Genomic DNA, 26,767 nt, shown 5'->3' on the forward strand with positions numbered 1-26,767 from the left:
TAACACTTTCTTCTTCTGTTCCGTCTGTAGAGTAAAGAAGGAGGTTATTATGATGTTTAAGACCAAGTTCCGCAGTCCACTTATGATGTTCCTAAGTATAACGTTAATATTTATGGCCTTACTGACGGTGCGTCCCTCCGTTACTTATGCGTGTTCCTGTGTTGTACCTGCGGAGCCACTTGAGGCGCTGGAGTCAAGTTCAGCCGTCTTTACTGGGAAAGTAGTGGACAAAAAGGAGCCAAAGGGGACTATAATCTCATCTGCGGATCCAGTAAAAGTAACCTTTGAAGTCGATTCCAGCTGGAAAGGAATTAAGGGGAATAAAGTTACCTTGAGTACTGCTTTATCGTCTGCCAGCTGTGGGTTTGAATTCGTGGAAGGGGAAAGTTATATCGTCTATGCGTATGCTAATGACGAAGATGACTCTGGTAAATTAGAGGCCAGTTTATGCAGCCGAACGAAGCTGCTTGCCTCGGCATCAGAGGATCTGAAGGAGCTTGGACCTAGTATATCGGCAGGTACTCCTACAGCTTCTCCGGAGGTAACATCAAACCATTCGCCGAAATCCGAAACTGGGAATAATGGGGCGACTGAAGTTGAGGGGAAACCAGCTGCGGAGAGTGACTCTTTTCCACTTGTTAATGTAGGGATCAGTGGAATCATTATCGTTCTGATAGCTATAGTTGGCGCTGTGTTGTACCGTCGTAGAGATGGTGGAACGCGTAAGAAATAAACTGTTGGTCTGATGAAGCGGTCGCCCGGGAAGTATTCGGGCGGCCGCTTATTTATTTGAGCTGATCTTAATGAGATCAATAATTAGGGAATTCCTCCCTGTAATTCAGCAGAAATTGCCCATTTTGGCAATAATCCGCTCATTTATAGGGAGAATTTCCGCAAAAAGTTCAATTTGCACTTATAAAGTCCGAATTAGAGGGAGGATTTCCCTAAAAATATTTCAAGGAGGCTAGAAATCTGTGAAGCCAGCTGAAGTTAGGTAATGAAGGTGATGTAAGGTGCTGCCGGTAATCAAGGTGAAGAGAGGGAATTTCATGCCGCAGGCTTACGTCACACCCAGCCAAACAACCGAGCAAGCTGAGCGACAGCAAAGGTTACTCCAATGGCGATACCGAGCGGAATGACTGCTGAGAGAACAGCCCACTTCATGCTTTTCGTCTCCTTATAGATGTTCACGAGTGTAGTGCCGCAAGGATAGTGAAGTAGGGAGAACAACATCATGTTAAGTGCGGTCAGCCAAGTCCAGCCATGTGATAAAAAGACATCTTTGATGCTGCCCAAGCTATCGATATCGACCATAGCACCTGAGGACATATAGCCCATAAGCAGAATGGGCAGTACGATTTCATTCGCAGGAAGTCCAAGAATAAACGCCATGATGATAAAGCCATCCATGCCGAGCATGTGTGCAAAAGGATCGAAGAATGCAGCCATATGATTCAGGACAGAATCTCCACCAACAAACAGGTTGCCAAGAATCCAAGTGATAATACCGGCAGGGGCAGCAACGACGATGGCACGAGTAAGTACGTTAAGGGACTTATCTTTAGAGGAAATAAGTATGGTCTTCCAAATTTGTGGACGACGATAGGGCGGGAGCTCTAGTGTATAGTGCGTTGGAACACCGCGTAGCGCAGTTTTGGACATGACCCAGGAAACCGTCAGGGTAACGATGATGCCGATCAGCACCATCCCCATAAGTACGGAGGCGGTGGTGAGGGTACGGAGTGCGCCTGTCGTAGCCACTCCTGCCATGAATAAGGAAGACAATAGAATTAATGTCGGCCAGCGGCCGTTACATGGAACGAAATTGTTAGTCAAAATCGCGAGCATCCGTTCACGCGGCGATTCGATGATTCGGGTGGAGAGGATCGCGGCGGCATTACAGCCGAAACCCATAGACATGGTCAAAGCTTGCTTGCCGTGACCACCTGATTTTTTGAACAACCGATCCATGTTAAAAGCAACCCTCGGCAGATACCCGAAATTCTCAAGCAGCGCAAACACTGGGAAAAATATCATCATTGGTGGCAGCATGACGCTGATGACCCAAGAGGTTCCTCGATATAATCCCAGAACAAGTACACCGTGTAGCCAAGCGGGGGCATGGATCGCCTCAAATCCGGCAGTGAGATAACCTTCGATGAAGCCGAAGAAGGAAGCAAGCCAGCTTGAAGGATAGTTGGCGCCGGCAATCGTAATCCAGAATACGATACCGAGGATGGCGAGCATAATGGGGAATCCCCATATTTTTGAAGTTACGATATTATCTATCTTATAAGTGCTGTTCAGCTTCTTCTTATCCTTATAGGTGACTGCATCCCCGCAGATGCCTGCGGATACGCCATAGATACCACTGACAATCTCATCCCGTATCGCTCCGCCGTCAGCGAGCTTTTTCGCTGTGGACAGCAAGGAATCTAGAGGATCTAATCCCTTAGTGATATGCGGTGACTCCATGACCGATGACCTCCTTTACTTCAGGTAATTCTTTATTCTTCATATTCTCTTTAAGTGAGGTAAGAAGGCTGTCATCACCATCTAACAGGCGCAATGCAATCCAGCGGGCCGGGTATTTGCTGCCAATGGTTTGTTCTACCAGCGGTGTAAGCTCTGCAATTCCTCGTTCAATCTCCTCGTTGTACGTAATACGCAGTGGCTGTGCAGTGAATGCGCCTGTAGCCACTCGCTCCACCTGATCCAATAACGCCTCAATACCGATTTTATTGCGAGCTGATATCGCTACAACAGGCACGCCGAGACGTTTGGAAATACGTTTCAGATTGATGTCGATACCAAGTTTACGGGCTTCGTCGATGAGGTTGATGCAGACTACAGCCCGCCCGGAAATCTCCAGCACTTGCAAGGCAAGGTTGAGATTTCGTTCTAGCGAGGTAGCGTCGAGAACAACTAGTGTCACATCGGGCTGTTCAAAAATAATATAATCTCTAGCCGCTTCTTCATCAGCAGAATTCGAGTACAGCGAATACGTACCAGGAAGATCTACTGCGAGGTACGTATGGTCCTTATGCTTAAACTCGCCTTCAGCAGTAATGACGGTTTTACCTGCCCAGTTTCCTGTATGCTGGCGCATGCCGGTCAGCAGATTGAAAAGCGTGCTTTTGCCAGTGTTAGGATTGCCTGCAAAAGCGACTGTGAAATGACTCATGCTTCTACACCTCCGATGACTTCTCCAAATATTAAAGAGCTTTCTTCTCTACGTAATGCAATGGTCGTGTTGCTTACCCGAAAAGCTATAGGATCTCCTAAGGGACTACGCCGTAACACCTCAACGGCATTACCGACTACAAACCCGAGATCCAGTAATCTTCTTCTAAGCACGCCCTGAACTTCAATGCCGCTGATACGCAGTGTGCTTCCTTTATCCGCTTCTGATAAAGGAATACTAGCTCCAGACATTAGATCCCCTTCTTTCATTTATTATTATTTGTATTTTTATGGTTATTATTTTGTGCATTGGAATTTTTCTTGTGGTCTGACACAATATTAGTATATGTGAACAACTTTGTCCCTGCAACAAGAATGTTTCCCTGAGGCAAAATTAATTTAGGCGCAAAAAAGCCCCTAACGGAAAGAAGGCTTGCGCTCTCCAGCCGAGGGGCTAAGGTTGAGTCTACTTATAGGCTTATCTTTAATTGGAATAGTCTAATCCAAGTTTTTATTAGCCGTGAAGTTATGTCCAGCTTCCAAAATCAAGCGTGCGTCCAGTCTCTACTAAAGTCTTGGTATTACTTAGAACCTGCCACCAAGCGCTGATGCTGCCTGCATACGAAGGATCTTCAGGATGCCATTCATCATGGATAAGCGTGAGCTTAGTAGTTCCGCCCACCGGTTCAAGCAGCCAAGAAATACGCGATTCATATATTTCATGTCCTTTATGATAGGAAGGTCCTACCTTATGCGTGAAACGCAATGCTTTTTGCGGAGTGAACTCCAGCAGAGTCCCATAGACATGCAGCGTTTCATCTCCATCTGCACCGGGTCCGATGTATTCCAGTAATTCTCCTTCTTTGAAGGTTGAACGAATAACGCTGCCGTAATAAATCTGCTTCGTACCTTCCGGAGAGATTAAGGTTTCCCATACCTGCTCAGGTGTTCCGTCAATATAAAATTCATAGTGTAGTTCCTTCATTCGTTATTCCTCCTTGATTTATAGGTTCATTTATTCCCTCAGACTCACTTACACTATACAAAAGGATCACTGACAACTACGGTCAGTGATCCTAAAGTAATTTATGTCTTATAATGAGCTGCTAAATTGGAGGCTATGGAGGCTAGTCTTTCTCTTAGTGAGGAAGGCTCCATGATTCGTAATGTGGTTCCATAAGGCAACAAGAAGTAGGGTGCATAAGTCTGTAAAGAAGTTACGTCCACTTGAAAGCGGGCTTGTCCTTCCATGCGCTGTACCAGCGTATGTCCGAACAGCCAATGACTGCATAGATCATTTAAGACTCCCTCGTCGGATGCGATGACTACTGTAACTAGTTTCTCTTCAGTATTGCGTGTAGGCAGTAAGCTCTTTAACAAAAAATCACGTGCAGAGAAGTCAGCAGGACGAGCGAACACAGCTTCTGTACGGTGTAGTTCAATGATTCTATCCACCCTAAAACTACGAATTTCATGTCGCTCGTGGCAGTAAGCTACGGTGTACCATTGGCCCTTCCAGAGTACAAGTCCGTAAGGATCAATGGCACGGGATGATTTGGTTTCTCCATTACCCTTACGATATTCCATTTGCAGGGTGTATCCGTTCGCTGCCCCCAATTCCAATTCTTGAATCAGATGGCTAAGCGACGGGGAAGGAGAATGGATCGTCTCAATGCCATTCTCATGGCGCTCCATTTGTTCTAATTGCTGGGCATTGCTATATCTTTTCAGCTTGGATAGGGCTCGGTCCAGAGCTTCAACATAAGGATATCCGGTCCCCCTGGCAAAAGAAGAAGCTTGTAGAAGGGCACGCTGCTCTTCGGAGTCAAAGAATAATGGAGCCTCAATAAAATGTTCCGGTAAGCTGTAACCGCCACCAGGCCCGCTATCCGCAATAACGGGTACACCACTGATGCATAACGCATCGATGTATCTGTACACAGACCGAACACTGATCTCTAACGCTTCCGCTAGTTCTCCGGCGGTTCTTCCCCGCTGCTTGAGCATCCAAAGAATGGATAACATATGATCAGCCTTGGACATAAATCTTGAGCCTCCTTGCTGTAGGAATTAGTAGTTCAACTATAGCAAAATGCTCATAGATCAGCCAGAATCCTTTCGGTATGATCTTATCGCTGTTTAAGCATACGTTGTCTACCATAGGTTCCGAGTCGCCATAAATATTCTACCGGTCCCATCCGGAACCGTTTGAGAATAAGGGTACTAGATATGATTTGTAGAAGCAGTATGGCCGCCGCTGCAATCATCTGCGTCGATACATGCACTGTACCAGGCCAATCTAGCAGATTGGATAGCATTAAAATAATAACGGTCTGCATTAAATAATTGGTTAAAGCCATTCTGCCTAGAGAAGCAAGCGGCGCAAGTAGTTTCTGTACAGCTCCATGGCGCATGAGTAGGGTTAGCGTTGTCACATAAAAAATACTGACTGGAAGCCCGCCTACTGCGAGAGCTACATCCAGAGCGCCCGTACTATTCATGATACTCTGTTGTGCAAAATACATAGGAATGATTAGCAGCAGAGAAACCACTTGGGTGATCCGTAATCCTCGCTTATACCGTGATGGATTCTGAAATAATCCAATCAGACCACTCCAATGCCCAAGCAGAAACATACCAAACGTTACCACTATCGGGCCTAAGTAGAGACCTGTAAGGGTGACCACAATGCCAGCAACCAATACAAAACTTGACTTTAACTTATAAAAAGGAAGGAGAATCAGTCCAATGACTGCATAGATGAGCAAGGTTTCACCGGGTTGGAAATAATGGTGCACCAGACCGATTAGAAATAAAATGAACAGCCTACGCAGAAATAATAAACGGGGCTTAGACTCCCCTTTAGCTTCAGCCCGGGATAAGAATAACTGAAAGCCAACACCGAATAAAAATGAGAATATCACAAAAAATCGGTGATCCACTGCTATATCAAGAAAACGAATAATCTGCAAATCGAGCGAGTTAAATTCCATCGTACCGAATACCATCTGACGAATGTTTATGAAGATGATACCCATTAGAGCAAAGCCACGGAGTACATCGAGTGTTACGATTCTTTTCACCATATTCTTCATACCATCATCTTCTTGAGACTTTGAATGTAGCGTGATCGCGCTATGATGAAATATATAGTTTGCACAGCAAGGAATGCTCCAGACGTAATCAGCACAGGCACCGTTACATTCGTGATACTAATTTGCTTCAATACCGGTCGGATTACGACAAGCGTCTGGATGGTGGCGACAATGATCGGAATATAGAATAGCACAGAGATTTGTCTGGTGGCAGAAGCAGACATTTCTTTGACGCTTAGACCGATTTTAGACAAGGCATTATACATTTGCTTATCTGCATTCAGCTCAGTATGAAGCTTGAAGAAGAGGAAGCTGGCTGAAGAAAGCGAGAAGATAAGCGCGATAAAGATCCCTATAAAGCTAAGCATAGCCATACCTTGTTTGGTAATTAGATAATTATCTGCTCGAGCATCTAATATGGAGATATATTGATTATTGGTATTGTTGGAATCCCTACTCCACTGGATCAGTTCTTTGGTGATGATGGCTTCAGGTGAGGTTTCCACAGGCGGTGGACCGTCCCAAGCAGGGATTTTATATAGATATTTCACATATGATCTCGTGTACTTCGCTGCTGAAGAAGAGATATTCTTGTACAAGCTGTCATCTACAATTAAGAGTGAGCTTGTATATTGCCCCATGGGATGGCTCTTCGGAATTTGTACCTCTTTCAGCATAAGCTCCGTATCGTTTTGAACCTTCAGCAGAATCTTTTGATTAGTAGTGTAATTCTGTGAATTCAACTGAGGGTTTAGCAGTAAGACAGCTTCTTTGTCAGATAAGGGAGCAACTTCGGACATATCCATTTTTGAAGCTAATTGATTGAACTGGGACCAGGATATTAAATCAATGCTCTGGGTATCTTCTTTACCCGGACTCTGAATGGAGGCAGAGATTAGCTCGATTTTGTTCTCTGTATACTCCACTTTGGCGTTTTGTAATTTATTATGAATGGGTTCTAAATCAGGGGGAGTTTTCCCCGGTTTATAAATCGAATACTCCATGGCGAATGGACTGCTTTTATAGAGTTCTATATTTGCTTGATTCATCGATAAAATAAATCCTGACGCCATGCAAGCAAGCGAGGTTACAACCGTTACAAGAAACAGCATTCTTGCATTATCTTTGATCTTGTAACTCATCTCGGAAATCCATAACAGGTTGGTTCCACGCCAAAGTCGCTTGCGGCTTAGTTTAAGCAGACGTATTCCGAGTACGGACAGCTGAGAGTAAAAGAAATAGGTACCTGCGATCCCCGTGACAGCAGCAACTAATAACGTAATTGGAGACAATTGCTTTCGAATGGCGAGTGCCCCAGCCGTCAATAACAGAAGCCCCAGGAGTGAGAGCAGCCAAGACACACGGGGCTCCTTTTTAGGTTTAACACTCCCTTTTAACAGATCAAGGACTTGATGTTTGCGGATAAATAACAGTGTGAAGATAGAGATGACCAGAAACAGTGAGATAAACGAAATAGATGTGATCAACAGCGGTTTAACTGGCCAATAGAAAGGTAAATGATCCATTCCCATAATGGTCGTGCTGAGCAGCAAAAACAACTTGGATAAAAGCATGCCGAAAGACATACCTGTTACTATGGACAGCAGTCCGATCAGCATATTTTCTATAAGAATCAGCTTGTTGATCTGACCGGAACGTGCACCTAACATCATTAGTATGCCGAACTCCAGATTACGAAGTTTCAGAAATGCACTAATCGAGTAAAGAACGAAAAAGAAAGCAAAGACAAACACAATATAAGAAGCGATTTTCATACCAGCGGCTGAATTTGTACCTAGCTCGATACTGGCAACCCCAGGATGATAAATAAAGACGGAATAAGAGAAGAAGATCATGACCATAAAAGCACTACTTAAGAAAAAGGCAAAATACGCCCGAGAATTACGCTTCACATTGTTAAACGCGAATTGAGGAAAGTTCATGACTATTCCCTCCCCAGAATGAAAGTGTGTCGATAATCTTTTGGAAGAAGGCTTGGCGGTTATCTCCCCGGTGAATTTCGGCTGCTAGCTTCCCATCTTTAATAAAAATAATTCGATTACAGTAGCTCGCTGCCAGCGGATCATGTGTCACGAGCATTAGCGTAGTGCCTTCTTTGCAGTTAATATCCTCTAGCGACTCCATCACAATTCGTGAGGAATTAGAGTCAAGTGCCCCTGTAGGTTCATCTGCTAGAATGATCGAAGGCGTACTTATAATCGCACGGGCAATCGCTGTCCGCTGCCGTTGTCCGCCGGATATTTCATAGGTGCGTTTATTTAAAATTTCCGTAATGTTCAAGCGTGCAGCGACCTTTTGCAGCAAGGTTTCCATCTCGGAGAGTTTGCGATTATCCAGCGTTAGGGGAAGCACGATATTTTCGGCTACCGTTAAAGTCTCCAGGAGGTTAAAATCTTGAAATACAAAACCGAGTTCTCTGCGACGAAAGTGGGCAAGGTCTTTTTTGTTCAAAAGATAAGGATTGCTGCCGTTGATATTCACCTCACCTGAGGAGGGCTGATCGATGGTGGACACCATGTTAAGCAGAGTGGTTTTGCCGCTCCCTGAGGGGCCCATGATTCCAACAAATTCACCACTTTCAATGCTAAGATGAATATCGGTGAGGGCCTGTGTCGTTACTTTGCCCGGATATACTTTGTTAAGTCCTTTGACTTCTAAAACATTCATTCCTTTCATTCCTTCCATTACAATGTGATTTCAGCCGTCCCTAAGCGGGGACGTGTTATGTATATAATTTACAAGATTGGGCTATGTGCCGCTATGGATTTACCTTAACGTTATCTTACAACGTGTTTAAGGTTATGTTCGTACCTGAAGTGAGTAGGCCATACATAAAGAAGAGGGACTCCGTAGTCATAAGTATGACTAGAAGTACCCTCCGACCTTATTTCTGTAAATGGTCACTGTTGTGAAAAGCAATTTGGACTGTAGTGCCTTCTCCAAGCTTAGATTGAAGCTCCACAGTATGTCCTAGCCGGTTGCAAATCTCTCGCACAAGATACAGCCCCATTCCTGTTGACTCATGGTATTGGCGTCCACGTTCACCGGTGAAGTATGGGTTAAATACTCGTTTGAGGTCTTCAGGAGAAATGCCGATTCCTTGATCTGTAATATTAAGTACGAGATCCGTTCCAATGTGCTGCGATGAGAGGGTTACGGTTTTATCGGTGCCGGAGGTGTAATTCACTGCATTGGTCAAGATTTGGGTTAGCATAAACATTAACCATTTGGCATCACTATATACGGTAAAGTTAGGATTGATTTGTATATTTACCTTTATGCCTCTTCGGATGAAAAGCCTGCGGTTCTCGGCCACAGATTCACTAACCACTTTACTGAGAACTAGCGGCTCCACTTGGAAATCATCCTCAAATTGATCCAGCCTTGAAGTATAAATCACCATTTCCAGCCCTCTGCGCAGACGTTCCAATTCCTCCTGAATACTTATAGCAGCCTCATCCTCAAGATCCTCTAGCGAAAGCTGAATGACTGAAAGAGGGGTCTTCATCTGATGAACCCAGCGGTTCATGAATACGATATGCTGATCCATCCGGCGAACATGCAGGTTGATTTGGTCCTGATACTGGCGATCGATAAGCTGTAATAGCTCATGAATAGCTTCTGGTAGCGGAGTGTCTCCTAAGGAAACAAGATGTTCTTCCAGCATACGCTTGGGATTACTTAAGGCTGCGTATAATCTCCGGTGCTGAGCGTATCGGTAGCCGAGATACAACAAAAGAACTACAGTGCTCAGGGCTATGCCATAGAGCATGATCGAGAGGGGTCTGTCCTCGCCTGTCAGCCAATAGAGTGGTGGAACAAGCAGCACTTGAAGCAGGTAGAATAGGATAAATGGAAGCTGGTCTTTCCAGTATAGCTTCATGGCGTATCCTTAGTAGCATTAAGCCTATAGCCAGCACCTCTTACGGTTTCCACAATATCGCCAAGACCGAGGTCTTTAAGCTTTTTGCGAACACGGGTAATATAGACATTTAATGTATTGTCATCAATGAAATGCTGATCCTCCCACATAAGATCAAGCAGGCGCTCGCGGTTTACGACACGTCCTTCCTTTAGTAATAAAGCTTCGAGCAGGATCGCCTCTTTCTGTGTCAGTTCGCTGGATTGCCCGCCATATTGAATCACATACCGCTCAGGATAAAGAATTAGTTCTCCGGACTGGAGCGTCCGTTCCTCTTGAATTTGTGAGTAAGAGCCGTAAGCTCTGCGTAAATGGCTGCGGATTTTGGCAAGTACGACTTCATAATGAAAAGGCTTGGTGATATAATCATCCCCGCCATTTTCTAGCGCCATCACCTGATCCATTCCACTATCCCGAGCGGATATGAAAAGAATAGGGCAGAGTGAGGTAGTGCGAATCTGGCGACACCAATAAAACCCGTCGTATTTAGGCAGGTTAACGTCCAGCAGAACAAGGTCAGGATGGGTGTCATTAAAAATCTCCAGTACCCTGTTGAAATCCTCTACTATCACCGTACGAAATTCATATTTAGATAGATACGTGCTTAGTAGGCTTGCGAGCTTAGCATCGTCCTCTATGATTAGAATAGTCTCCATAGTTGTGCTCCTTTGATCAAATATAAGAATGCAGTGGTTCACACGGTTATACAGTAACACGGACTAGGAAAATTATGCAAAAAGGACGTCTTGCTGCCGAAAAATAATATGAGGAGGAGATTAGCAGGCTGAGGGGTGAAACTGCAGAATGAAGGGGTACCTTTCAGCTAAAGTCGCAGATTTAAGTGTAGTTTATACATTTATTTTTGCCGAAATAGCTCATTCCGATCCTTTAGTTGCACTTATTGCAGCTATAAAGTAGAGATTCTGCGCTGTGAAAAGAAAAGTAGGAATTTAATTGCACGAAATACAACTAAAAAAATCTTGAGAGAGTTTCACGAGGAATAGTTGCACTTTGTACAATAGATTCTATCAAAAAGACATTGGAGTTTGATTCTATTGTACATTCTGCAACCAATTGGTTACCAAAACGTCTTATTATTACAATTGGGTCAAATTCTAATGTATAAAGTACAACAGAATCCTATTTTCCTATAAAAAAGAATGCATCTATTGCACAAACTGCAATAGATGCATCAAAAGTATTCTTAGAAGTAGAAGCCAAAGCCGAAGCGTAGCACAACGCTCGTACATGACGCTGGTTAGATCATTCTATTGATATTTAACCACAATTGCGTTGCTAATCTGACGCCCAGGGGTCGTTAGATATTTGCCATTATAGTAAAGTCCGCTCGATGCGCCGCCATCCAGATTCATGGCTTGATACGCTCCAGCCTGCTTCATCATTTCTGCGAGCTGTGGGATAGTAGCTCCACCAGTAGTTAGCAGAATTAGCTTGTGGTCGCGAGTGAGGCCGAGTGCGCTGCGGGCTCCGCCGCCTGTTAAGATTTTGGCATCTTTGAAGCCTTCTGCCGCAACATTAAGAGATACCTTACCATTCACAAGCAGACGTGGTCCGGCTTGGAGCGCCCCTTCCATAGATCCGGAAGCGAAATGGTTCGTAAACTCTAGTCCGGGAATAAGCGAGGCCAGGTGATTGCTGTCATAGGTGAAAATCGTGCGGCGATCTCCAGAGCTATTTTTGAGCATTTTTCCACCACTGACCATGTAACCGTAAGGAGCTTTGTAGGCCCCTTTAGTGTAGGCATCAAAGAACGTACCATTAATAGCCACTACGGCATTATTGCGCTTGGCTAGACTGCTCAGGTCCTCCACTTTTCCTACCGTATTTCCTGCAAGTACAACGTCGAGCTTCACTTTAGGATGCAGTAGGGATACCGTAACCGTTTGGGCTTTGAAGGATCTTCCGCCCACCTTGAAAGTTTTGCTAGCACTGACAACGGGGGAAGAATCTGCTTTGATAAGTGCGCCAGTCAGTACAGGTACCGTTGATGAAACCCCGTTATTAGTAAGGGTTACAGAAGAGGCTTCCTGATTCCACTCTAATTGAAAGCCCAGCGTTTTGCTGACAAAGGACAAAGGGATATATACCGTACCGTTATCACTAAAAGCGGAATCGGTTAGTGTAACTGGCTTGTCGTTGACTAGCGCAGCTGCTTGTCCTACAGTAAGTGTAATCTTAGTGTCTGCATTCGTAATGGTTATACGTTTGTCACTAGCATTCATTTCAGCATGTATACCAGTGAAATTATTTAAGAGACGCAGCGGGATGTACGAGTGATTATTCTTGGTCACATACACGGTGTTTTTCGGAACCGGAGCAGCACCAGCAGTGGAGGAACAAACTGTATAAACCGGAACCAAACATAGTAGAAATGCGAGAAAGAACGGAAACAATAACTTTTTCATATTAACCAAAATCTCCTTATCCTGTAGCTGATGTAAAAAGCGGTAAGGTTTATTATACCTCAAGTTCTAAAACATGGATAACCTCATTTTTCAAATACTCATGGAAAGATTCTGATAGAATGTAGATACCATTAAAAGAATAGTACTAGAACTCAACAACTAAAGGGAGATCTTTATGACTACAATAGGTTTAATTCGCCATGGAAGTACCGCGTGGAATAAAGAAGGCAGAGCGCAAGGGCATACGGATAATCCATTGGATGCTGAGGGTGTGCAGCAGGCGGTTCTTCTTGCTGAACGGCTCAGCACTGAACAATGGGACTATTTATATTCGAGTGATCTGCTTAGAGCGCGACAAACAGCAGAGGTAATTGCAACAAGGCTTGGCATGGAGATCACCGGTTTAGTACCAGGTATCCGTGAGATGAACGCAGGGCAGATTGAAGGTACTACGGAACAAGATCGCGTTGAACGATGGGGAAGTGAGTGGAAGGAGTTAGATTTGGGACTGGAAAGTCCGGAGGCCAGTGAGATCAGAGGCAGTCAGGCCATCGAAGATATCGCGGAGAAACATCCGGGCAGTCGTATATTGGTCGTTAGCCATGGTGCGATTTTACGGAGTAGTCTTAGAAGACTTTTTCCAGAACTGAATGTAACTGTTTTGCTGAGTAATACATCTATCACCCGGATTATTAAATCCGATTCGACATGGAATTGTGAACTATACAATTGTGCACGGCATTTGAAGATATAATTAGTGTTCAGATAATGTTCAGAGCATTTTAATATAGTAATTGCTCAGATAGTTAATTATTTTTGTAGTCAGAAGGATGTGCGAATTTAAGGTGGCAGAGGTCCAGATTTACTTACAAACGTTATTCTCCATTCTCATCGCAGCAGCGGCCGGTTATTTAGTGCTAAGACTTTACCGGGATATTTCATCTAAAACGCCTCAAAAAAGAGCGATTCATACCGGTCTTTCCGTGATCATTATCATCGCCTCCCTATGGATCATGCACCAGCTAGGTGTAGAAACCTTACTGGGAAATGAAGTGGCCGATGATGGGGTTATTATACCGCTGGTGGTCTATAGTCTTACGATAGCCCTATGTATGTTTTTACTTACACGCATGAATCTAGTATTGGCTGAAAGAGAGCAATTGAAAGAACTGGCGTATAAGGATGCTTTAACGGGGTTATTGAATAAGAATGGAATGGATCATTTTTGGGATCGATGCAAAGTAAATGAGCAGCTTGCCGTTTTGTTTCTGGATCTGAATCGTTTCAAATCGATCAATGACAGCTTGGGGCATCATGTGGGGGACTTATTGCTGCAAGAAGTGGGTAAAAACCTAATTCAATTCTCCAGCAAAAGAAAACGTCATATTTTCCGCGTCGGCGGGGATGAATTTGTGATTGTCGCCAAAGGTAGCACTCAGAAGGAAGCGGAGCAGCTTGCTGTGCGGATTCTGGAGAAGACGACTAAGAGTTACCAGCTTGGCGAACATAACTTGTTCGTATCCATGAGTATAGGGATCAGCATAAGTCATGGTAAGGTGGATCATTTTAGGCTGCTAAATGAAGCAGATACAGCGATGTATGCTGCCAAACAGCTTGGTACGGGGCGTTACTCCGTCTATAAGAATTAGAATGAGTTGGTATAAAATACAAGCGGTAGCCATGAACCTTTACAATAGGTCCACGACTGCCGCTATTTTTATTGGACTAACTATTCTCTTTGAAATGAAATTATGCGCCAGGCGAATGAATGCTGTTAGTCACATCCTTGCGGCCTTTCATGAGGAACAAGCAGACAAGAGCAACTGCCATACTAATCGCCGCCACGTAGAACAGGATCGAGTAATCAAAGATATCAATCATAAGTCCGAGTAGTGGAGGCGAACTGATGGCCGCAAGGGAAGAGACGAGATAATACATCCCTGTTCGTGTACCAATGCTCTCTTCTGTCCCTGTTGCCACAACATAAGGATAGGAATTGATATTAATACAAGCCCAGAAGACTCCACCTAGCAACAGTAACCCTCGAAGGAGCAATAAGTCCTTTGCAAAACCGACGAGAGCAAAAATGGTCATTAGTCCGCATACGCCGATGATGATCATTTTTTTCTTCCCGAATCTTCCGCCCAGCCAACCGCTCGGAATGGCGAATAGCACAAAAGCCAAAGAGAAGAAAGTGAGCGAGAAAGAGGCCGCCTGTTCGCTTAGGCCGAGATGATGTTTGCCATATAAGGTAAACAGTGTCTCAACGCCTTGATATGCTACGAACCAGAAGAAAATCGCCGCTAGCAAAAATACTGTGGTACGGTCAAGCTGACTTCGAAAGGAAATACGAGAGGGCTTGGTGGAAGTAGCTGCTTCTGAAGGAAGCTTCATTTGCACGTTTACGCCGTCCCGATTTTCTTTAATGAAGCGAGATACGATAAATAGACATAATAAGGTAATCAGTCCAGCAACGATAAACGGTAGCGCTGGGTTTGATTTATACAGGATAGAACCTACACCGAAAGCGAGAATAGAACCGAACCCACCCATGAAATTAATCAGCCCGTTTGCCTTTGTACGCTGCTCTTCAGGCGTAATGTCCGGCATGAGGGCGACGGTTGGTGAACGGTATAAGCTCATGGCCAGATTCATTAGCATCATAAACAACAGAAGTGTAAATAGTCCGGTATGAAACGGAATCAGCATGGTTAGCACGGCAGCGAAAGGCATACCGATCATAAGATAAGGCATTCTGCGTCCAAAACGCGAGGTAGTGCGGTCACTACGGTTGCCAATCCAAGGCTGCAGGAATAAGGCAAAGTAATTATCAATCGTCATCAAGAAGCTGATAAGTGCCACACTATGTACGTATTTTTCTAGAAAAAAGGGTACAAATGCGTTATACAGACTCCACGTAATGCTGATGCTGAAAAAGCCGAATCCGAGCAACCAGACTTTTTTCACACAGTCACACTCCCTTATTATTTAGCTAGAAGCCCAGCCAGCACATCTGGATGATCTGTAATAATACCTGACACTCCAGCTTCGATTAAAGCCTTCATCCGCTCTGGATCATTAACAGTCCAAGGATGATAAGCGATGCCATGTTTAGCTGCTTCTTCGACGAATTCAGGAAGCACCGCTTGATGATAAGCATGTAGTGCGTTTGCGCCAAACGTAGCTGCATAATCCCAAGGACGGTACAGACCTTCCCCGTATAGAATTCCTGTCTTGATCTCAGGTGCGATCGTTTTACTGTGAGCTAATGAATAATGGTTAAAGCTTGAAAAAATCACGCGATCGCTCATCTTGAACTCCCGTACAGCCGCGATAACCTTTTCCTCCATACCCGGGTAAAAGAAAGTACCATTTTTAAACTCGATGTTCAGTACTGTATCTCGACCTCGCAGCAGATCTAACAAATCTTCTAGCAAGGGGAGTTTCTCGCCTTTGAACTCAGGACTGAACCAAGAGCCCGCGTCCACTTCCAGAATTTCTGCAAGGGTTTTATCCTTCACGTAGCCGCTTCCGCTTGTCGTACGGTTTAGGGTTTCATCATGAATAAGAACAAGCCCGCCATCCTTGGTCATTTGTACATCGGTTTCAATCCCGGTTGCACCTAACTCAAGACCTTTGCGGAACGCTGCCATAGTATTTTCCGGACACACTGCCGATGCGCCGCGATGCGCAAAATTAATAATGTTTTTCATCAGCTATTCATCCCTCCAACTTAGTGTTTGCTGTCGCCCTGTAGACGAGGGCTACTTTTCATATTCCACACGAAGACAAGAAACCCTGTCTAGAAATACTGACAGGGCTCTATTTCTTGAAATTTAACATGCAGTTAACCTTCTGCAAATTCTTGCTTCAATGATTCATAGCACCATAAGGAATCCGTTCCAGCAGACCTGATCCATAGATGTTTTGCAGCTTCAGCTCTGGCATATGAATATAACCGATATAACAGTCGCATACCTTCATTCGGCAGGCTCTTACAGCGGATAGGCCTTCCAAGCCATCGCGGTAGAGATTGCCTATGACACCTCTGTCCTTATAGCAGCGTTTCACCAGTCCAGCGCCTTGTACATAAAAGACTTTATTTCCAGCGTTGCACGTTTGACCAAGACTCTCGTAATCCATAGCATTCACAGCAAAATGCGGATCAATGTTGCTCAGAATGGAAAGATCATCGGCAGTATAGTAATCCGGTTTATCTTTATAAGCATTGACCCATAGATATACTCTCTCCGGTAATGCTGCGCGAAGCGAGGCTATCGCTGGAAAGGCGCTGCGGATCCCAACACTCCCTACACTGAAAGGCACATCATTTTCGTACAAGGTCATGCATTGCGTTAGAAACTTATCCTCGCTCACCTGTCCGGGGTGGTAAGTAGCCCAAAAGGCAGCCTTGTTTCGATTCAGCTTATGAATGAAGTCAAGATTTGCTGAAAGGTTCGTCTGAATCGCTACCTTCTTCACATGCTCCATATTGGAGAGCGAGATCATCGCTTCTTTGTACCAGCGATGAATCAGCCCTTCGCCATAAGGATTGAAAAAGATAGACAGCCGATGGCCCGCTGTACCTTGCAGAGAGGCCCACTCGACAAAGGTCTCTAATCCTTGCCGATCCTTCGCGAGAGTGGCTGCGCTGTCTCTTGTTTTGCCGAAAGGACAGTAGGGGCAGTCATAGTTGCAGGAGGTGAGAGACCCACGGTAGTAGAGGACCGCATTCATGGCAATACGAACCTTTCCATCTGCTCTCGTATCTCCCCTGAAATAAACCAATCACCGATGGAATCGGAGTAGCCCATGCCTTCAGTAGTGAGGCGTAATACTCCATCTTCTTCTTTCCCTAAGCCGGTATGAAGCAGGTTAGACAGTTCAGGATAATCACGCCAGAGTGAATTTCCGAAGCGCAGACTATAATCTTCAAGCCTCAGACCTTCACTATGTAAAATCGCCTTTAGAATAAAGCGGCGCTTCTGTTCTTCCAGACTTAGCACAATTCCGTAATCTGCCGTATCGTAACGATCTGCACTGACGTAATCGGCAATAATGCTCTCGGTTGCTTTACGGCTCACCCCATAACGGGAAGCGTAATGCACATTGCGAGTATAGGACCTAGCCCCGCAGCCTAGCCCGACCATTCCTTCTTCCTGACAGCTGTAGTCAAGAATGCGTTTATCCGTTCCTGCGGTTTCCTTGGCGAAACGGCGCATGGAATATTGGCGATAACCTCTGGCTTTAAGCAGCTGCCCAGCGGCCTTATAGCAGTCTAGTCGAATATCCTCCTGACGCTGGATATCCCCAGGCTTTACGATGGTATGCTCACGGGTGTAGAGCGGATAAATAAAGATTTCCTCAGGATCATAGCTAAGCGTTTGATTTAGAGAATACAGCCAAGAGTCGACAGTTTGCCCCGGAAGACCATAGATCAAATCCAAATTTAGAATTGGAAAATCATATTTTCCTAGCAGCTCCAGTGCGCGATACACCTCATCCGGATTCTGAGGTCGATAGATGGCCGCTGATTCAGCTGCGACAAAGCTTTGAATGCCCATACTGACCCGATCCACCGTATATTCTTTTAGAATATTCAGCTTCTCTTCGGTGATCGTCTCCGGTGAAGTTTCCACCGAGATGGAGGCTGAGCTCGTATCTAGGCCCATCGTATCAACGGCAATGTGGAACAAGCGGCGAAGTTGATCTGCCGCCAGTAATGTAGGCGTACCCCCACCAATCGCGAAACGGGCATACGGCTTATGTTTGGTGAACGCGGCCCACTGCTTGGCTTGACGTTCTAGCGCGTCTACGTATGTAGCGTGAACATTCGCGCGTTTATCAGGCAAGGTGAACAGGTTGCAGAATCCACAGCGAGCACCGCAAAACGGGATATGCATATATAGAAAAAAAGATTCTGCAGGCTCATCTCGCCATAAGGATTCTAGTGGTATCGGAGGCTGTAGATCCCTGTAAGCTGTTTTGTGTGGATAGGAATACAGATAAGATCGGTAAGGGTTAGCAGTAATATTGTCTTTCCATTGGTGAAGCTCTTCTAAAGAGAAGGACGATAACGTCATAACAGTTCTCCATCCTTTCCTTTTATAAAATAAATTCCCGATAAGGGACGTTCCATACGGTCTCGTGAGCCAAGCGATGCCCCTGATAGCCATCTTCGCCAAAAGCGGTTCCATGATCAGAAAACGCCAGACAGAAGGTAGGATTACCGCGTTCCCGGAAGGCATCGAATAATCGGCCCAGTTCACCATCCACATAGCGGAGTGCGGCGCGCTGGCTGTCTACGGAGTCCTTTTTAGCACCGGGTATAAAATAATGGTTCGGCCCGTGGATGGCTGAGACATTGAGGAACATGAACAATCTTTGTTCGCCCGGAGTATCCTTCAACAGCTTCAAGGCATGATTCACCTGATGCTCTGTGGAACGCGGATTGGTGACCCCGAACGTCATCCGCCAGTAGCTTTGCTGGAAATAGCTTGGTAACACACGAGCGAGTGGATTTTTTTTGGTGAAAAAAATAACGCCCCCAATACAAACCGTACGGTAGCCCTCGGCAGCAAGCCCGGATACGATATCGGGTGTATCGAACAGCCAGGTATGGGGATGCGTCTTCATTCCGGTGTTTCGGGAATGGAACATTCGGATATGTTCCGTCTTATCCGTTGTGGCTGGAGTAGGCAAAAAACCGCCGAAGAAGGCGTGATGAGCCGCATAGGTAAAGCTGCCTGGGGTATGTCTTTTCTCCCATGATCCGGTTCCACACAAGTTCGGGCAGTTTGATTCTTCCATAACAGCAGCATCATAACGAAGAGTATCAAGTGTGATCATAAGAATGTCATGAGTGCCGACGATGGTGTTCATATCCATTAAGATAATCCTTCCTTTATAAGCGGTGTGGAGGGAGGTGTGATATAGTCTCTAGCCGACAATACCTTCATTTCCCATTCGTAGGTGCTGCAGCCGCGGTATTTCACATCGTACAGCAAGTCGCCAAATGGATTGACATCCGCGACAAAACATTGCTGTGAACCCTCGGATACGAGTACATCGATTCCGGCTACCCCGGAACGGGGAAAAGCAGCCAGTGCTTGCACAGCGGTATTCCGCACCTGCTCCTGTACGGATTCAGACAGACCGGCTTCCGAAAGAGACATCCGCTGGTTGCGTAAATGCAGATTCGTAATTGGTGTAGGGCTGACCCGGGCAACCGCGTGGCAGGCCTCGCGGAGAACGACTAGCTGGCGAATATCGAATGCTTTTCCCTTAAGCCCCGCTTTAGGGATCCATTGCTCAGCATAAGCACCGTGCTGGTAGATCCAGTTCATAATTCCCGAGATTGTGGCGGTATCCGTGTACCGTCGCAGTTTACCGGAATTATAGTAAATGGGTGGTCGAGTGATGTAATCCTCGACCCCCACTGTTGTTAAGGCAATTTCGGCCCCCGTCACAGGATGGATTTGATAGGCGATCACTCCAGAAGCGGCAGAACCAAAGGCCAGCTTAATGAATACCCGGTGCATGCGCCGGGATAACATCATCTCCCGGAGAGAGTCATAATCCGTAGGCTGCTGATCTTCGCCTACTGGGCGAGGGATTGGAATCCCTGCCTCGCTCAGAATCTGTTGTGTCTGGCGTTTATCGGTCATGGCCGCAATGTCAGTAGGGTCATTTAACCACAGCGAACCTGGACACGCGGTGTTGGCCTCTCGCTGTAGTCTAGCCAGCATTCGGCAGTAGCCACGGAACCATTGAGATGGATGATGCAGGACACCTTGCATTTCCTTCAATTGACGGGCTACCTTCACGCGGAGTGGTCGCGGATCAGGCCTATTGGCGAAGGGATGAAGGGAATCGTCCATATCATCCGAATCCGGTGCACCCAGAGCGATAATGGCTCGTTCTATCTCGAAGCTGCTGCCAGGCGATTCCAGTCTCAGTAGCGGGGGAGCTGCACTGAGATCTACTCCGTTATAAACGGAGGACTGACGGGGTATCTGTTTCTTCTGTTCTTCCATAAGATCACCTAACGATCTTCCTTGCAGAAACTCAGCGTACGATAAAATAATGGCAGGGGGCATTCCAAGATCGGAACGCGCTTGCTGGATGCCGCTAGTCCGTTTATCACCGGGAATACCGATAACGATCATCGGCCTCATGAGAGGCTCACTCTGTGATGGAAGGATAACGCCAGTCTTCCTCATCATCGCTTTCCTGCTTGTCGCTAACATCAACAGGCAATCCACTTTGCTTCCAGCGGGTAATCATCTCGTCAGACATATAATGATGGCTTAGGTTTAATGCTTTTAATTTTTTGATTCTGTCGCTGGCTAGAAGCAATTCCGCCCCCTCATCGCTTAGGGTACCGAGTGATAGATCGAGCGTATCTAGCTGATCCAGAATAGGAGCATTTGCTAATGCACCTGCGATCTCATCTTGGATCTGGCTATTTTTTAAACCTAGATAAGTAAGCTTAGGGAACTTTCCTACTTCTATAAGAGGGAGAAGATCTGCTAGGCTGCCGTCAAATCCGTAGTTATCTACGCCGAGATATAGCTCCAGCTTGCGCAAATTCGGCAATTGGCTAGTAGCAATCTGTTCAAGAACGGCTTTACCTAAGCCTCCACTTATAATAATCAGTTCTTCTAGCTTGTCGTGTTTGAGTTCTGAGAGGCTCAGCTCATTCCCACCTTGAATCGTGAGTGACTGTAGCTCTGGAAAAGCAGGGAGCAACGGTGATAGATCGCTTTGGGTAATCCAAGAAATCTCGCATTCCTCATAGCCCATTTCGCCTATGAAAAGCTTGCGCAAAGCAGGGAAACTAGCACTATGCGTAACCAGTGACTCTATAACTTCTTCTGAACTATTTTCGTAGGCTTGCCCCCAATCACCGATAATTAGACTTGTCAGCGAAGAACTTTCAGGGCTGATACTAAGTTTCTCAATTTCAGTGCCAATTCTTTGGCCTTCTTCGAATTCGTCGTATCCGATACTAAGCTTTACTTCCGTCATGGGCCATTCCCTCCCGGAAAAATTTAACTTCGAAAATACCCTATCATCTGTAGCCGAGGGAGTCAAATCACAGGTTTAAATAATTATAGTCAAATTCGTCATGTCCTTGAGCTAATCATTTATGGTAGGTTTATGCTAGGGAGAATTACATTATTTTGAAATATAAGAAAGTATACGTTTCACACTATATTTTATCCTTATATTTCTCGCTAAACGCTTACCGTCCTTATAAGGACGCCGAAGGCGATTATACTTGAAGGAGCTGCTCTGATGAAGATCAAAATTCAGGAATGGATAATAGAAGCGGATATTACAAAGCTGCAAGCGGCTATGGAAGCAGGCATAGTCAGCTCAGAAGATTTGGTAGTAGCCTATTTGGAACGGATTCATAAGTACGATATAGACATAAACGCAATCTTAGAAATCAATCCAGAGGCTAAAGACATCGCTAGAGCACTGGATATTGAACGTAGGGAACAAGGAAGTCGGGGAAGTCTACACGGTATTCCTATATTGTTGAAGGATAATATAGATACTGCGGATGAGATGCATACGAGTGCTGGGTCAATAGCTTTAGCAGGATCATTCGCTGCAAAAGATTCCTTCGTAGCTGCGAAACTTCGGTCGGCAGGAGCTGTTTTGCTTGGAAAGGCGAATATGTCGGAGTGGTCTAACTTTATGTCTAGTTCAATGCCAGCTGGGTATAGCTCCCGGGGAGGGCTAGTGCTGAATCCTTACGGGCCTGGGAGCGTATTTGTCAGCGGATCTAGTTCTGGACCTGCGGCAGCTATTGCGGCGAATTTGGCAGCAGCCTCGATAGGAACGGAAACCGCAGGATCAATTGTTGGGCCAGCCTGTCAGCATGCACTCGTCGGGATCAAACCAACGGTCGGATTAGTCAGTCGTACTGGAGTGATTCCTATTTCAGTTAGCCAAGACACTCCTGGACCTATTGCTAAAACGGTTACGGATGCGGCGATTATTTTGGGGGCATTAACGGGAGTAGATGACAAGGATGAAGCAACATTATCGAGCGAGAAGCATGCTTTTACGGACTATACTCCTTTTTTAGATAAAAGCTTTATACGGCAAGCAAGAATAGGCATCCCACGGCATTATTATAACCATTTAGATGCAGAGCGACTTTCAATTATGGAAGCAGCTATCCAGACTTTGAAGAATGAAGGGGCTACGATTATAGATCCGGTTACGCTTTACGTTGAACAACAAAACTGGAATAATGATGTGATCTGTTATGAATTTAAAAAGGGGCTCAATGCGTATTTATCCCAAGTAGATGATTCCGTTCCGATTCACTCTTTGCAAGATCTGATAGCGTATAATGAGATCCATGCTGAAATCGCATTACAATATGGGCAAGACACATTAACTAGGTCAGAGGAAGTAACTTTAACCGAAGAAGAGTATCAGCAAAAGAAACAAGAATACAGAAAGCTAGCGCTCGAGCAAGGAATAGATTATGTGTTGGAACAATATAGTTTGGATGCGCTATTACTGCCAGGTGATGTAGATGGTATGTATATTGCGGCACGCTTGGGGTATCCGTTAATTACCGTTCCGGCAGGGTATGTAGAACAGGGCATTATTGATGCTGATGGTGATCCTACTCGGGGGCCCTTTGGTGTAGTTTTTTCCGGAAAAGCCTATAGTGAGCCTACGCTCCTATCCATAGCCTACGGGTTTGAACAAGCTACGCAGCATCGTGTTCCACCGCAACTGGAATAGGTATTGACTACTTTATTATAGAAGGAAGAGATCAGCTTGAAATATTGTCTAGAGTGTGGAACAGCGTTGGTAATGAAAGAAAGCGATGGGGAAGGGCAGGTACCTTATTGTAATGCATGCGAAACGTTCAGATTCCCTATTTTTAGCACGGCGATCAGTACAGCAGTATTAAATCGGGATATGAATAAGATTCTATTGATTCAGCAGTATAACCGACCAGATTATATATTGCTTGCAGGGTACGTGAATAAAGGTGAAGATGCGGAAACCACACTTATTCGTGAGGTAAAAGAAGAGGTAGGAATTGATATTGTAGCTTATGAATATATGCGCAGCTTGTATTTCGCACCTTCTAATACGCTGATGCTGAATTTTATAGGTGTTGCAGATACGGAGGACTTGAGTCAGGTGAGTGCTGAGGTAGATCATGCAGAATGGTTTACTTTGGAAGAGGCCGCCAGTGCTATTAAAAAGAATAGTCTAGCCGAAACTTTCCTGTTGGCGATTATTGAAAAATTGCATGCAGATCAGGTACAGGTAAATCCAGTGTCGGTAGGAGGATCCGTCTAAAATGCGAGTATTTAGTTTTTCAGAAGAAGTCGGTAAGTCTATTGATGCATTCGGCAGCCAGCAGCTATATATGTCGAGAATACTAACAGAGGCGGTTTCTCCACATGTTGGTTGTATGCACTTGGGCGTGAATGGACTTATTGGCTGGCATCAGGCTCCGATTCCACAGCTGTTTCTGGTCGTTAGCGGAGAAGGCTGGGTCAGAGCTGGGGAAGAAGCAGAAATTCCAGTTAGTGCGGGCTCTGCCGTGTATTGGGACAAGGGCGAGTGGCATGAGACACGCACGGAGACAGGACTAACAGCGATAGTGATAGAAGCTGAGAATATGAGTTTGACGATGCCGATGGAGCAAGAGATTCTTGAGCGGAGGTAAAACAATGTTTAATCAAGAGAAAAGAACAATGACGACCGAAAGATTGATTTTGAGACCCTTTGAATTATCTGATGCAAAACGCGTCTCTGACCTCTGCAATAATTATAATATCTACAAAAGTACGTTGACTCTACCTTATCCATACACTATCGAATGTGCAATATCATGGATTGAAACGCATGAAGATCATTTTAACGATAATAAATCCTATGAGTTTGCCATTACGGATAAAGATACAAACGAGCTTTATGGAGCTATAGGACTGACAAATAAGCAAGCACACAGAAATGGTGAAGTTGGATATTGGATCGGTGAGGAATATTGGGGGAAAGGGTACGCGACTGAAGCGACAAAAGCGATCATTGCGTTTGCTTTCTCAGATAAGCATTATCATAAAGTCTTTGCTAGACACTTTGCTTCAAATCCCGCCTCTGGGAAGGTGATGCAAAAATGTGGCATGGTGGAGGAAGGCATATTCATGCAGCATATCTATAAAGAAAATAAATATGATGACCTTATTCATTATGGAATTATTAACACAGAAGGTTAACTGGATCCACTATAAAGAATCAGCGCCGTTAGGCGCTTTTTTCTTTGTTTGTACGTAATCAATGATATGATGTTGGATGGAAACATCATACTTTTCAAAGGATTGATCATCGACAGATGCTTTTTGTTGAATACATAATGAACAATAACAGATAGTTGAAGTTAAATTGCACTATATAGGAGTTTCATCGCAACAAGGGGGTGGGCGCATGTACATAGTATTAGTTGTAGACGATGAAGCGATTGTATGCCAGGGCATCAAGGAATTCCTGGAGATGTCTGATTTAAACATTTCACAAGTATTGACTGCATCGAACGGTTATGAAGCTTTAGATTATTTGCGTATGGAGTCCATTGATCTTGTTCTGACAGATATCCAGATGGATGGGATGGATGGCATTGAATTGATGGAATCCATTCTGTCCGAGAAACCGAGTATACCCGTCGTTGTCATATCGGCATACGATCATTTCGAATATGCGCAGAAGTGTATTCGGCTGGGGGCGAGGGATTACTTGATTAAACCCGTTCTGCTGCCTCAATTAATTCAAGTCGTGGGTGCGGAACTGTCAGAACGCGATGGGAAATATAAACGCTTTCTGGAAGATTCATTAAAGCTCAAATTTTCCATGACCGGGATGTTATCCTTGCGATCCTATATTTTGAATGAAGTGATAACAGGATACTTGGAGAATTCCGACGATTACCTGTTTATTTTTGAACAAATCGGCATAAAGCTTGAAGGACCCTATTATTTGCTGCTTGTCATTGAGCTCTTTTGGGAACGGACTGGAGCAGAAGGTGGAGCAATCCACTCGCTACGGGATCGAAATTTGCTGAAGTACGCGACTGTCAATATTATCGAGGAGACATTGGCAGACTGGAATGCGGTGGCTTTTTACGGTCAAGGTAATCAGATTGTAACGATTCTACAGTTTAATGAATTCGATAATGCTCAGAGAAGGGCGGAAAATATATCAAAGCTGAATATGATCGGAAAGACGATTGTAACCAACATCCGAGGATATTTACATATAGAGGCAGTTGTCGGTATTAGTCCTATAAGGTTAGGTCTGCCCGCACTCCCCGAGAGCTATCGTGAAGCAGCCAAAGCTGTAAAATGGCATGCGCTGTACGAAGACCACAATGTATTTTATACCGAGGATTTCTCCTTGAAAGAGGCATCAGTACAGGTGAATTGGCAAGAAAAAACTGAGTTTTTCGTTGAAAGTATCAAGACCGGAAAAAAACTGGAGGACATCCAGGGAACAATCCACCGATTTATTACAGATATCTCGCTCATTTTCGAAAGTGACGATTCCACTGCAGGCATTCCGCTGAGTATCGCTTATCGAATTTATGCCACCTTGTTGGAGATGAAAGAGACGGTAGGCGACCAGTATAAGGTGCTTGATCCCATCCTGTTTTTTCAATTTCCACTCACAGGAATCGAAATCAAGAAACGACTCACTGACTTTTTAACGGAAGCAGCCGGGCTTATCCATGCATCCATGACTGATCATGACCAGGCGATTATCCAGCAATCCATTGCATATATTCGCCAGAATTATCGGAAGAAAGGGCTGAAAATACAGGATATTGCGGGCTATGTGCATTTAAGCCCCAACTATTTGAGTTATTTATTCAAGCAAATAATAGCCGAAACGGTGTGGGAGTATGTGACAAGGTTGCGAATGGAGGAGTCCAGACAACTGCTCATGAACACGCACAAGAAGCGCTATGAAATTGCAGACGAGGTAGGGTATGAATCACCGGAGCATTTTAGCCGTGTGTTTAAACGATATTACGGGGAGAGTCCCAATGCTGTCCGCGAGTAACCCATAAATTGAAG

General features: G+C 45.0%; 26 protein-coding genes. 8 read left to right on the top strand and 18 right to left on the bottom strand.

Features of this window, described 5'->3' with window-relative positions; all coding sequences use genetic code 11:
* Nucleotides 1–52: 52 nt before the first annotated feature.
* The gene (locus PAENI_RS20495; RefSeq protein WP_223178981.1) at nucleotides 53–733 is read left to right on the top strand and encodes a hypothetical protein; all 681 of its coding nucleotides are present in this window, start codon (nucleotides 53–55) and stop codon (nucleotides 731–733) included.
* A 332-nt stretch (nucleotides 734–1,065) separates the two neighbouring features.
* On the opposite strand, the gene PAENI_RS20500 is transcribed toward PAENI_RS20495, so the two are convergent.
* From PAENI_RS20500 to PAENI_RS20550, 11 genes are all read right to left on the bottom strand, one after another.
* Nucleotides 1,066–2,475 (bottom strand): nucleoside recognition domain-containing protein, encoded by a 1,410-nt coding sequence (locus PAENI_RS20500; RefSeq protein WP_149646553.1) that lies wholly within the window; start codon nucleotides 2,473–2,475, stop codon nucleotides 1,066–1,068.
* Entirely contained in the window at nucleotides 2,453–3,184 is a 732-nt protein-coding gene (locus PAENI_RS20505) for a FeoB small GTPase domain-containing protein (protein WP_149646554.1), read from the bottom strand. Before PAENI_RS20505 ends, PAENI_RS20500 begins: the two co-directional genes overlap by 23 nt.
* Entirely contained in the window at nucleotides 3,181–3,435 is a 255-nt protein-coding gene (locus PAENI_RS20510) for a FeoA family protein (RefSeq protein WP_149646555.1), read from the bottom strand. The genes PAENI_RS20505 and PAENI_RS20510 overlap by 4 nt, the downstream gene beginning before the upstream one ends.
* Nucleotides 3,436–3,709: 274 nt before the next feature.
* Nucleotides 3,710–4,168, bottom strand: coding sequence for an SRPBCC domain-containing protein (locus PAENI_RS20515; RefSeq protein WP_149646556.1), 459 nt, complete (start codon nucleotides 4,166–4,168; stop codon nucleotides 3,710–3,712).
* A 101-nt stretch (nucleotides 4,169–4,269) separates the two neighbouring features.
* Complete coding sequence (locus PAENI_RS20520; RefSeq protein WP_149646557.1) at nucleotides 4,270–5,226, bottom strand: helix-turn-helix transcriptional regulator; 957 nt, start codon at nucleotides 5,224–5,226, stop codon at nucleotides 4,270–4,272.
* Between the two features lie 86 nt (nucleotides 5,227–5,312).
* Nucleotides 5,313–6,278: a DUF418 domain-containing protein gene (locus PAENI_RS20525; protein ID WP_149646558.1), complete on the bottom strand. Its 966-nt coding sequence runs from the start codon at nucleotides 6,276–6,278 to the stop codon at nucleotides 5,313–5,315.
* Nucleotides 6,275–8,221, bottom strand: a complete 1,947-nt coding sequence (locus tag PAENI_RS20530; protein ID WP_149646559.1) for an FtsX-like permease family protein — start codon at nucleotides 8,219–8,221, stop codon at nucleotides 6,275–6,277. Before PAENI_RS20530 ends, PAENI_RS20525 begins: the two co-directional genes overlap by 4 nt.
* Nucleotides 8,196–8,966: an ABC transporter ATP-binding protein gene (locus PAENI_RS20535; RefSeq protein WP_149646560.1), complete on the bottom strand. Its 771-nt coding sequence runs from the start codon at nucleotides 8,964–8,966 to the stop codon at nucleotides 8,196–8,198. The genes PAENI_RS20530 and PAENI_RS20535 overlap by 26 nt, the downstream gene beginning before the upstream one ends.
* A gap of 217 nt (nucleotides 8,967–9,183) precedes the next feature.
* On the bottom strand, nucleotides 9,184–10,182 hold the full coding sequence (locus PAENI_RS20540; protein ID WP_149646561.1) for a sensor histidine kinase: 999 nt from the start codon (nucleotides 10,180–10,182) through the stop codon (nucleotides 9,184–9,186).
* Nucleotides 10,179–10,877 carry a response regulator transcription factor gene (locus PAENI_RS20545; RefSeq protein ID WP_149646562.1) on the bottom strand — a complete coding sequence of 233 codons (699 nt, stop codon included), beginning with the start codon at nucleotides 10,875–10,877 and terminating at the stop codon, nucleotides 10,179–10,181. Before PAENI_RS20545 ends, PAENI_RS20540 begins: the two co-directional genes overlap by 4 nt.
* Before the next feature lie 612 nt (nucleotides 10,878–11,489).
* Nucleotides 11,490–12,647: a phosphodiester glycosidase family protein gene (locus PAENI_RS20550; protein ID WP_149646563.1), complete on the bottom strand. Its 1,158-nt coding sequence runs from the start codon at nucleotides 12,645–12,647 to the stop codon at nucleotides 11,490–11,492.
* Nucleotides 12,648–12,822: 175 nt separating this feature from the next.
* Here PAENI_RS20550 and PAENI_RS20555 point away from each other — a divergent pair, with 175 nt between their 5' ends.
* Both PAENI_RS20555 and PAENI_RS20560 read left to right on the top strand, forming a co-directional pair.
* On the top strand, nucleotides 12,823–13,401 hold the full coding sequence (locus tag PAENI_RS20555; RefSeq protein WP_149646564.1) for a histidine phosphatase family protein: 579 nt from the start codon (nucleotides 12,823–12,825) through the stop codon (nucleotides 13,399–13,401).
* A gap of 76 nt (nucleotides 13,402–13,477) precedes the next feature.
* Complete coding sequence (locus tag PAENI_RS20560; RefSeq protein WP_149646565.1) at nucleotides 13,478–14,296, top strand: GGDEF domain-containing protein; 819 nt, start codon at nucleotides 13,478–13,480, stop codon at nucleotides 14,294–14,296.
* 100 nt (nucleotides 14,297–14,396) lie between these two features.
* Here PAENI_RS20560 and PAENI_RS20565 read toward each other — a convergent pair whose 3' ends face one another.
* The 7 genes from PAENI_RS20565 to PAENI_RS20595 form a co-directional block, all read right to left on the bottom strand.
* Nucleotides 14,397–15,614 carry an SLC45 family MFS transporter gene (locus PAENI_RS20565; RefSeq protein WP_149646566.1) on the bottom strand — a complete coding sequence of 406 codons (1,218 nt, stop codon included), beginning with the start codon at nucleotides 15,612–15,614 and terminating at the stop codon, nucleotides 14,397–14,399.
* Nucleotides 15,615–15,631: 17 nt separating this feature from the next.
* Nucleotides 15,632–16,360, bottom strand: coding sequence for a glycerophosphodiester phosphodiesterase (locus tag PAENI_RS20570; RefSeq protein ID WP_149646567.1), 729 nt, complete (start codon nucleotides 16,358–16,360; stop codon nucleotides 15,632–15,634).
* 157 nt (nucleotides 16,361–16,517) lie between these two features.
* Entirely contained in the window at nucleotides 16,518–17,384 is an 867-nt protein-coding gene (locus PAENI_RS20575; RefSeq protein WP_149646568.1) for an STM4011 family radical SAM protein, read from the bottom strand.
* A complete protein-coding gene (locus PAENI_RS20580; protein WP_149646569.1) occupies nucleotides 17,381–18,730 on the bottom strand; it encodes an STM4012 family radical SAM protein in 1,350 nt (449 codons plus the stop codon). The genes PAENI_RS20575 and PAENI_RS20580 overlap by 4 nt, the downstream gene beginning before the upstream one ends.
* A gap of 22 nt (nucleotides 18,731–18,752) precedes the next feature.
* Nucleotides 18,753–19,535, bottom strand: coding sequence for an STM4013/SEN3800 family hydrolase (locus PAENI_RS20585; protein ID WP_042185413.1), 783 nt, complete (start codon nucleotides 19,533–19,535; stop codon nucleotides 18,753–18,755).
* Nucleotides 19,535–20,872: an STM4014 family protein gene (locus PAENI_RS20590; protein WP_262495666.1), complete on the bottom strand. Its 1,338-nt coding sequence runs from the start codon at nucleotides 20,870–20,872 to the stop codon at nucleotides 19,535–19,537. The genes PAENI_RS20585 and PAENI_RS20590 overlap by 1 nt, the downstream gene beginning before the upstream one ends.
* A complete protein-coding gene (locus PAENI_RS20595) occupies nucleotides 20,832–21,677 on the bottom strand; it encodes an STM4015 family protein (protein WP_149646570.1) in 846 nt (281 codons plus the stop codon). Before PAENI_RS20595 ends, PAENI_RS20590 begins: the two co-directional genes overlap by 41 nt.
* 270 nt (nucleotides 21,678–21,947) lie before the next feature.
* Here PAENI_RS20595 and PAENI_RS20600 point away from each other — a divergent pair, with 270 nt between their 5' ends.
* From PAENI_RS20600 to PAENI_RS20620, 5 genes are all read left to right on the top strand, one after another.
* Nucleotides 21,948–23,423, top strand: coding sequence for an amidase family protein (locus tag PAENI_RS20600; RefSeq protein ID WP_149646571.1), 1,476 nt, complete (start codon nucleotides 21,948–21,950; stop codon nucleotides 23,421–23,423).
* 36 nt (nucleotides 23,424–23,459) lie between these two features.
* Nucleotides 23,460–23,993 carry an NAD(+) diphosphatase gene (locus tag PAENI_RS20605; protein WP_149646572.1) on the top strand — a complete coding sequence of 178 codons (534 nt, stop codon included), beginning with the start codon at nucleotides 23,460–23,462 and terminating at the stop codon, nucleotides 23,991–23,993.
* A gap of 1 nt (nucleotide 23,994) precedes the next feature.
* The gene (locus PAENI_RS20610) at nucleotides 23,995–24,366 is read left to right on the top strand and encodes a cupin domain-containing protein (protein WP_149646573.1); all 372 of its coding nucleotides are present in this window, start codon (nucleotides 23,995–23,997) and stop codon (nucleotides 24,364–24,366) included.
* Between the two features lie 4 nt (nucleotides 24,367–24,370).
* Nucleotides 24,371–24,916: a GNAT family N-acetyltransferase gene (locus tag PAENI_RS20615; RefSeq protein ID WP_149646574.1), complete on the top strand. Its 546-nt coding sequence runs from the start codon at nucleotides 24,371–24,373 to the stop codon at nucleotides 24,914–24,916.
* A 208-nt stretch (nucleotides 24,917–25,124) separates the two neighbouring features.
* Entirely contained in the window at nucleotides 25,125–26,753 is a 1,629-nt protein-coding gene (locus PAENI_RS20620) for a response regulator (RefSeq protein WP_149646575.1), read from the top strand.
* The last annotated feature ends 14 nt before the right edge of the window (nucleotides 26,754–26,767 follow it).

It is taken from the genome of Paenibacillus sp. B2(2019) (genome assembly GCF_008370385.1).
Classification (GTDB): Bacteria; Bacillota; Bacilli; order Paenibacillales; family Paenibacillaceae; genus Paenibacillus_AQ.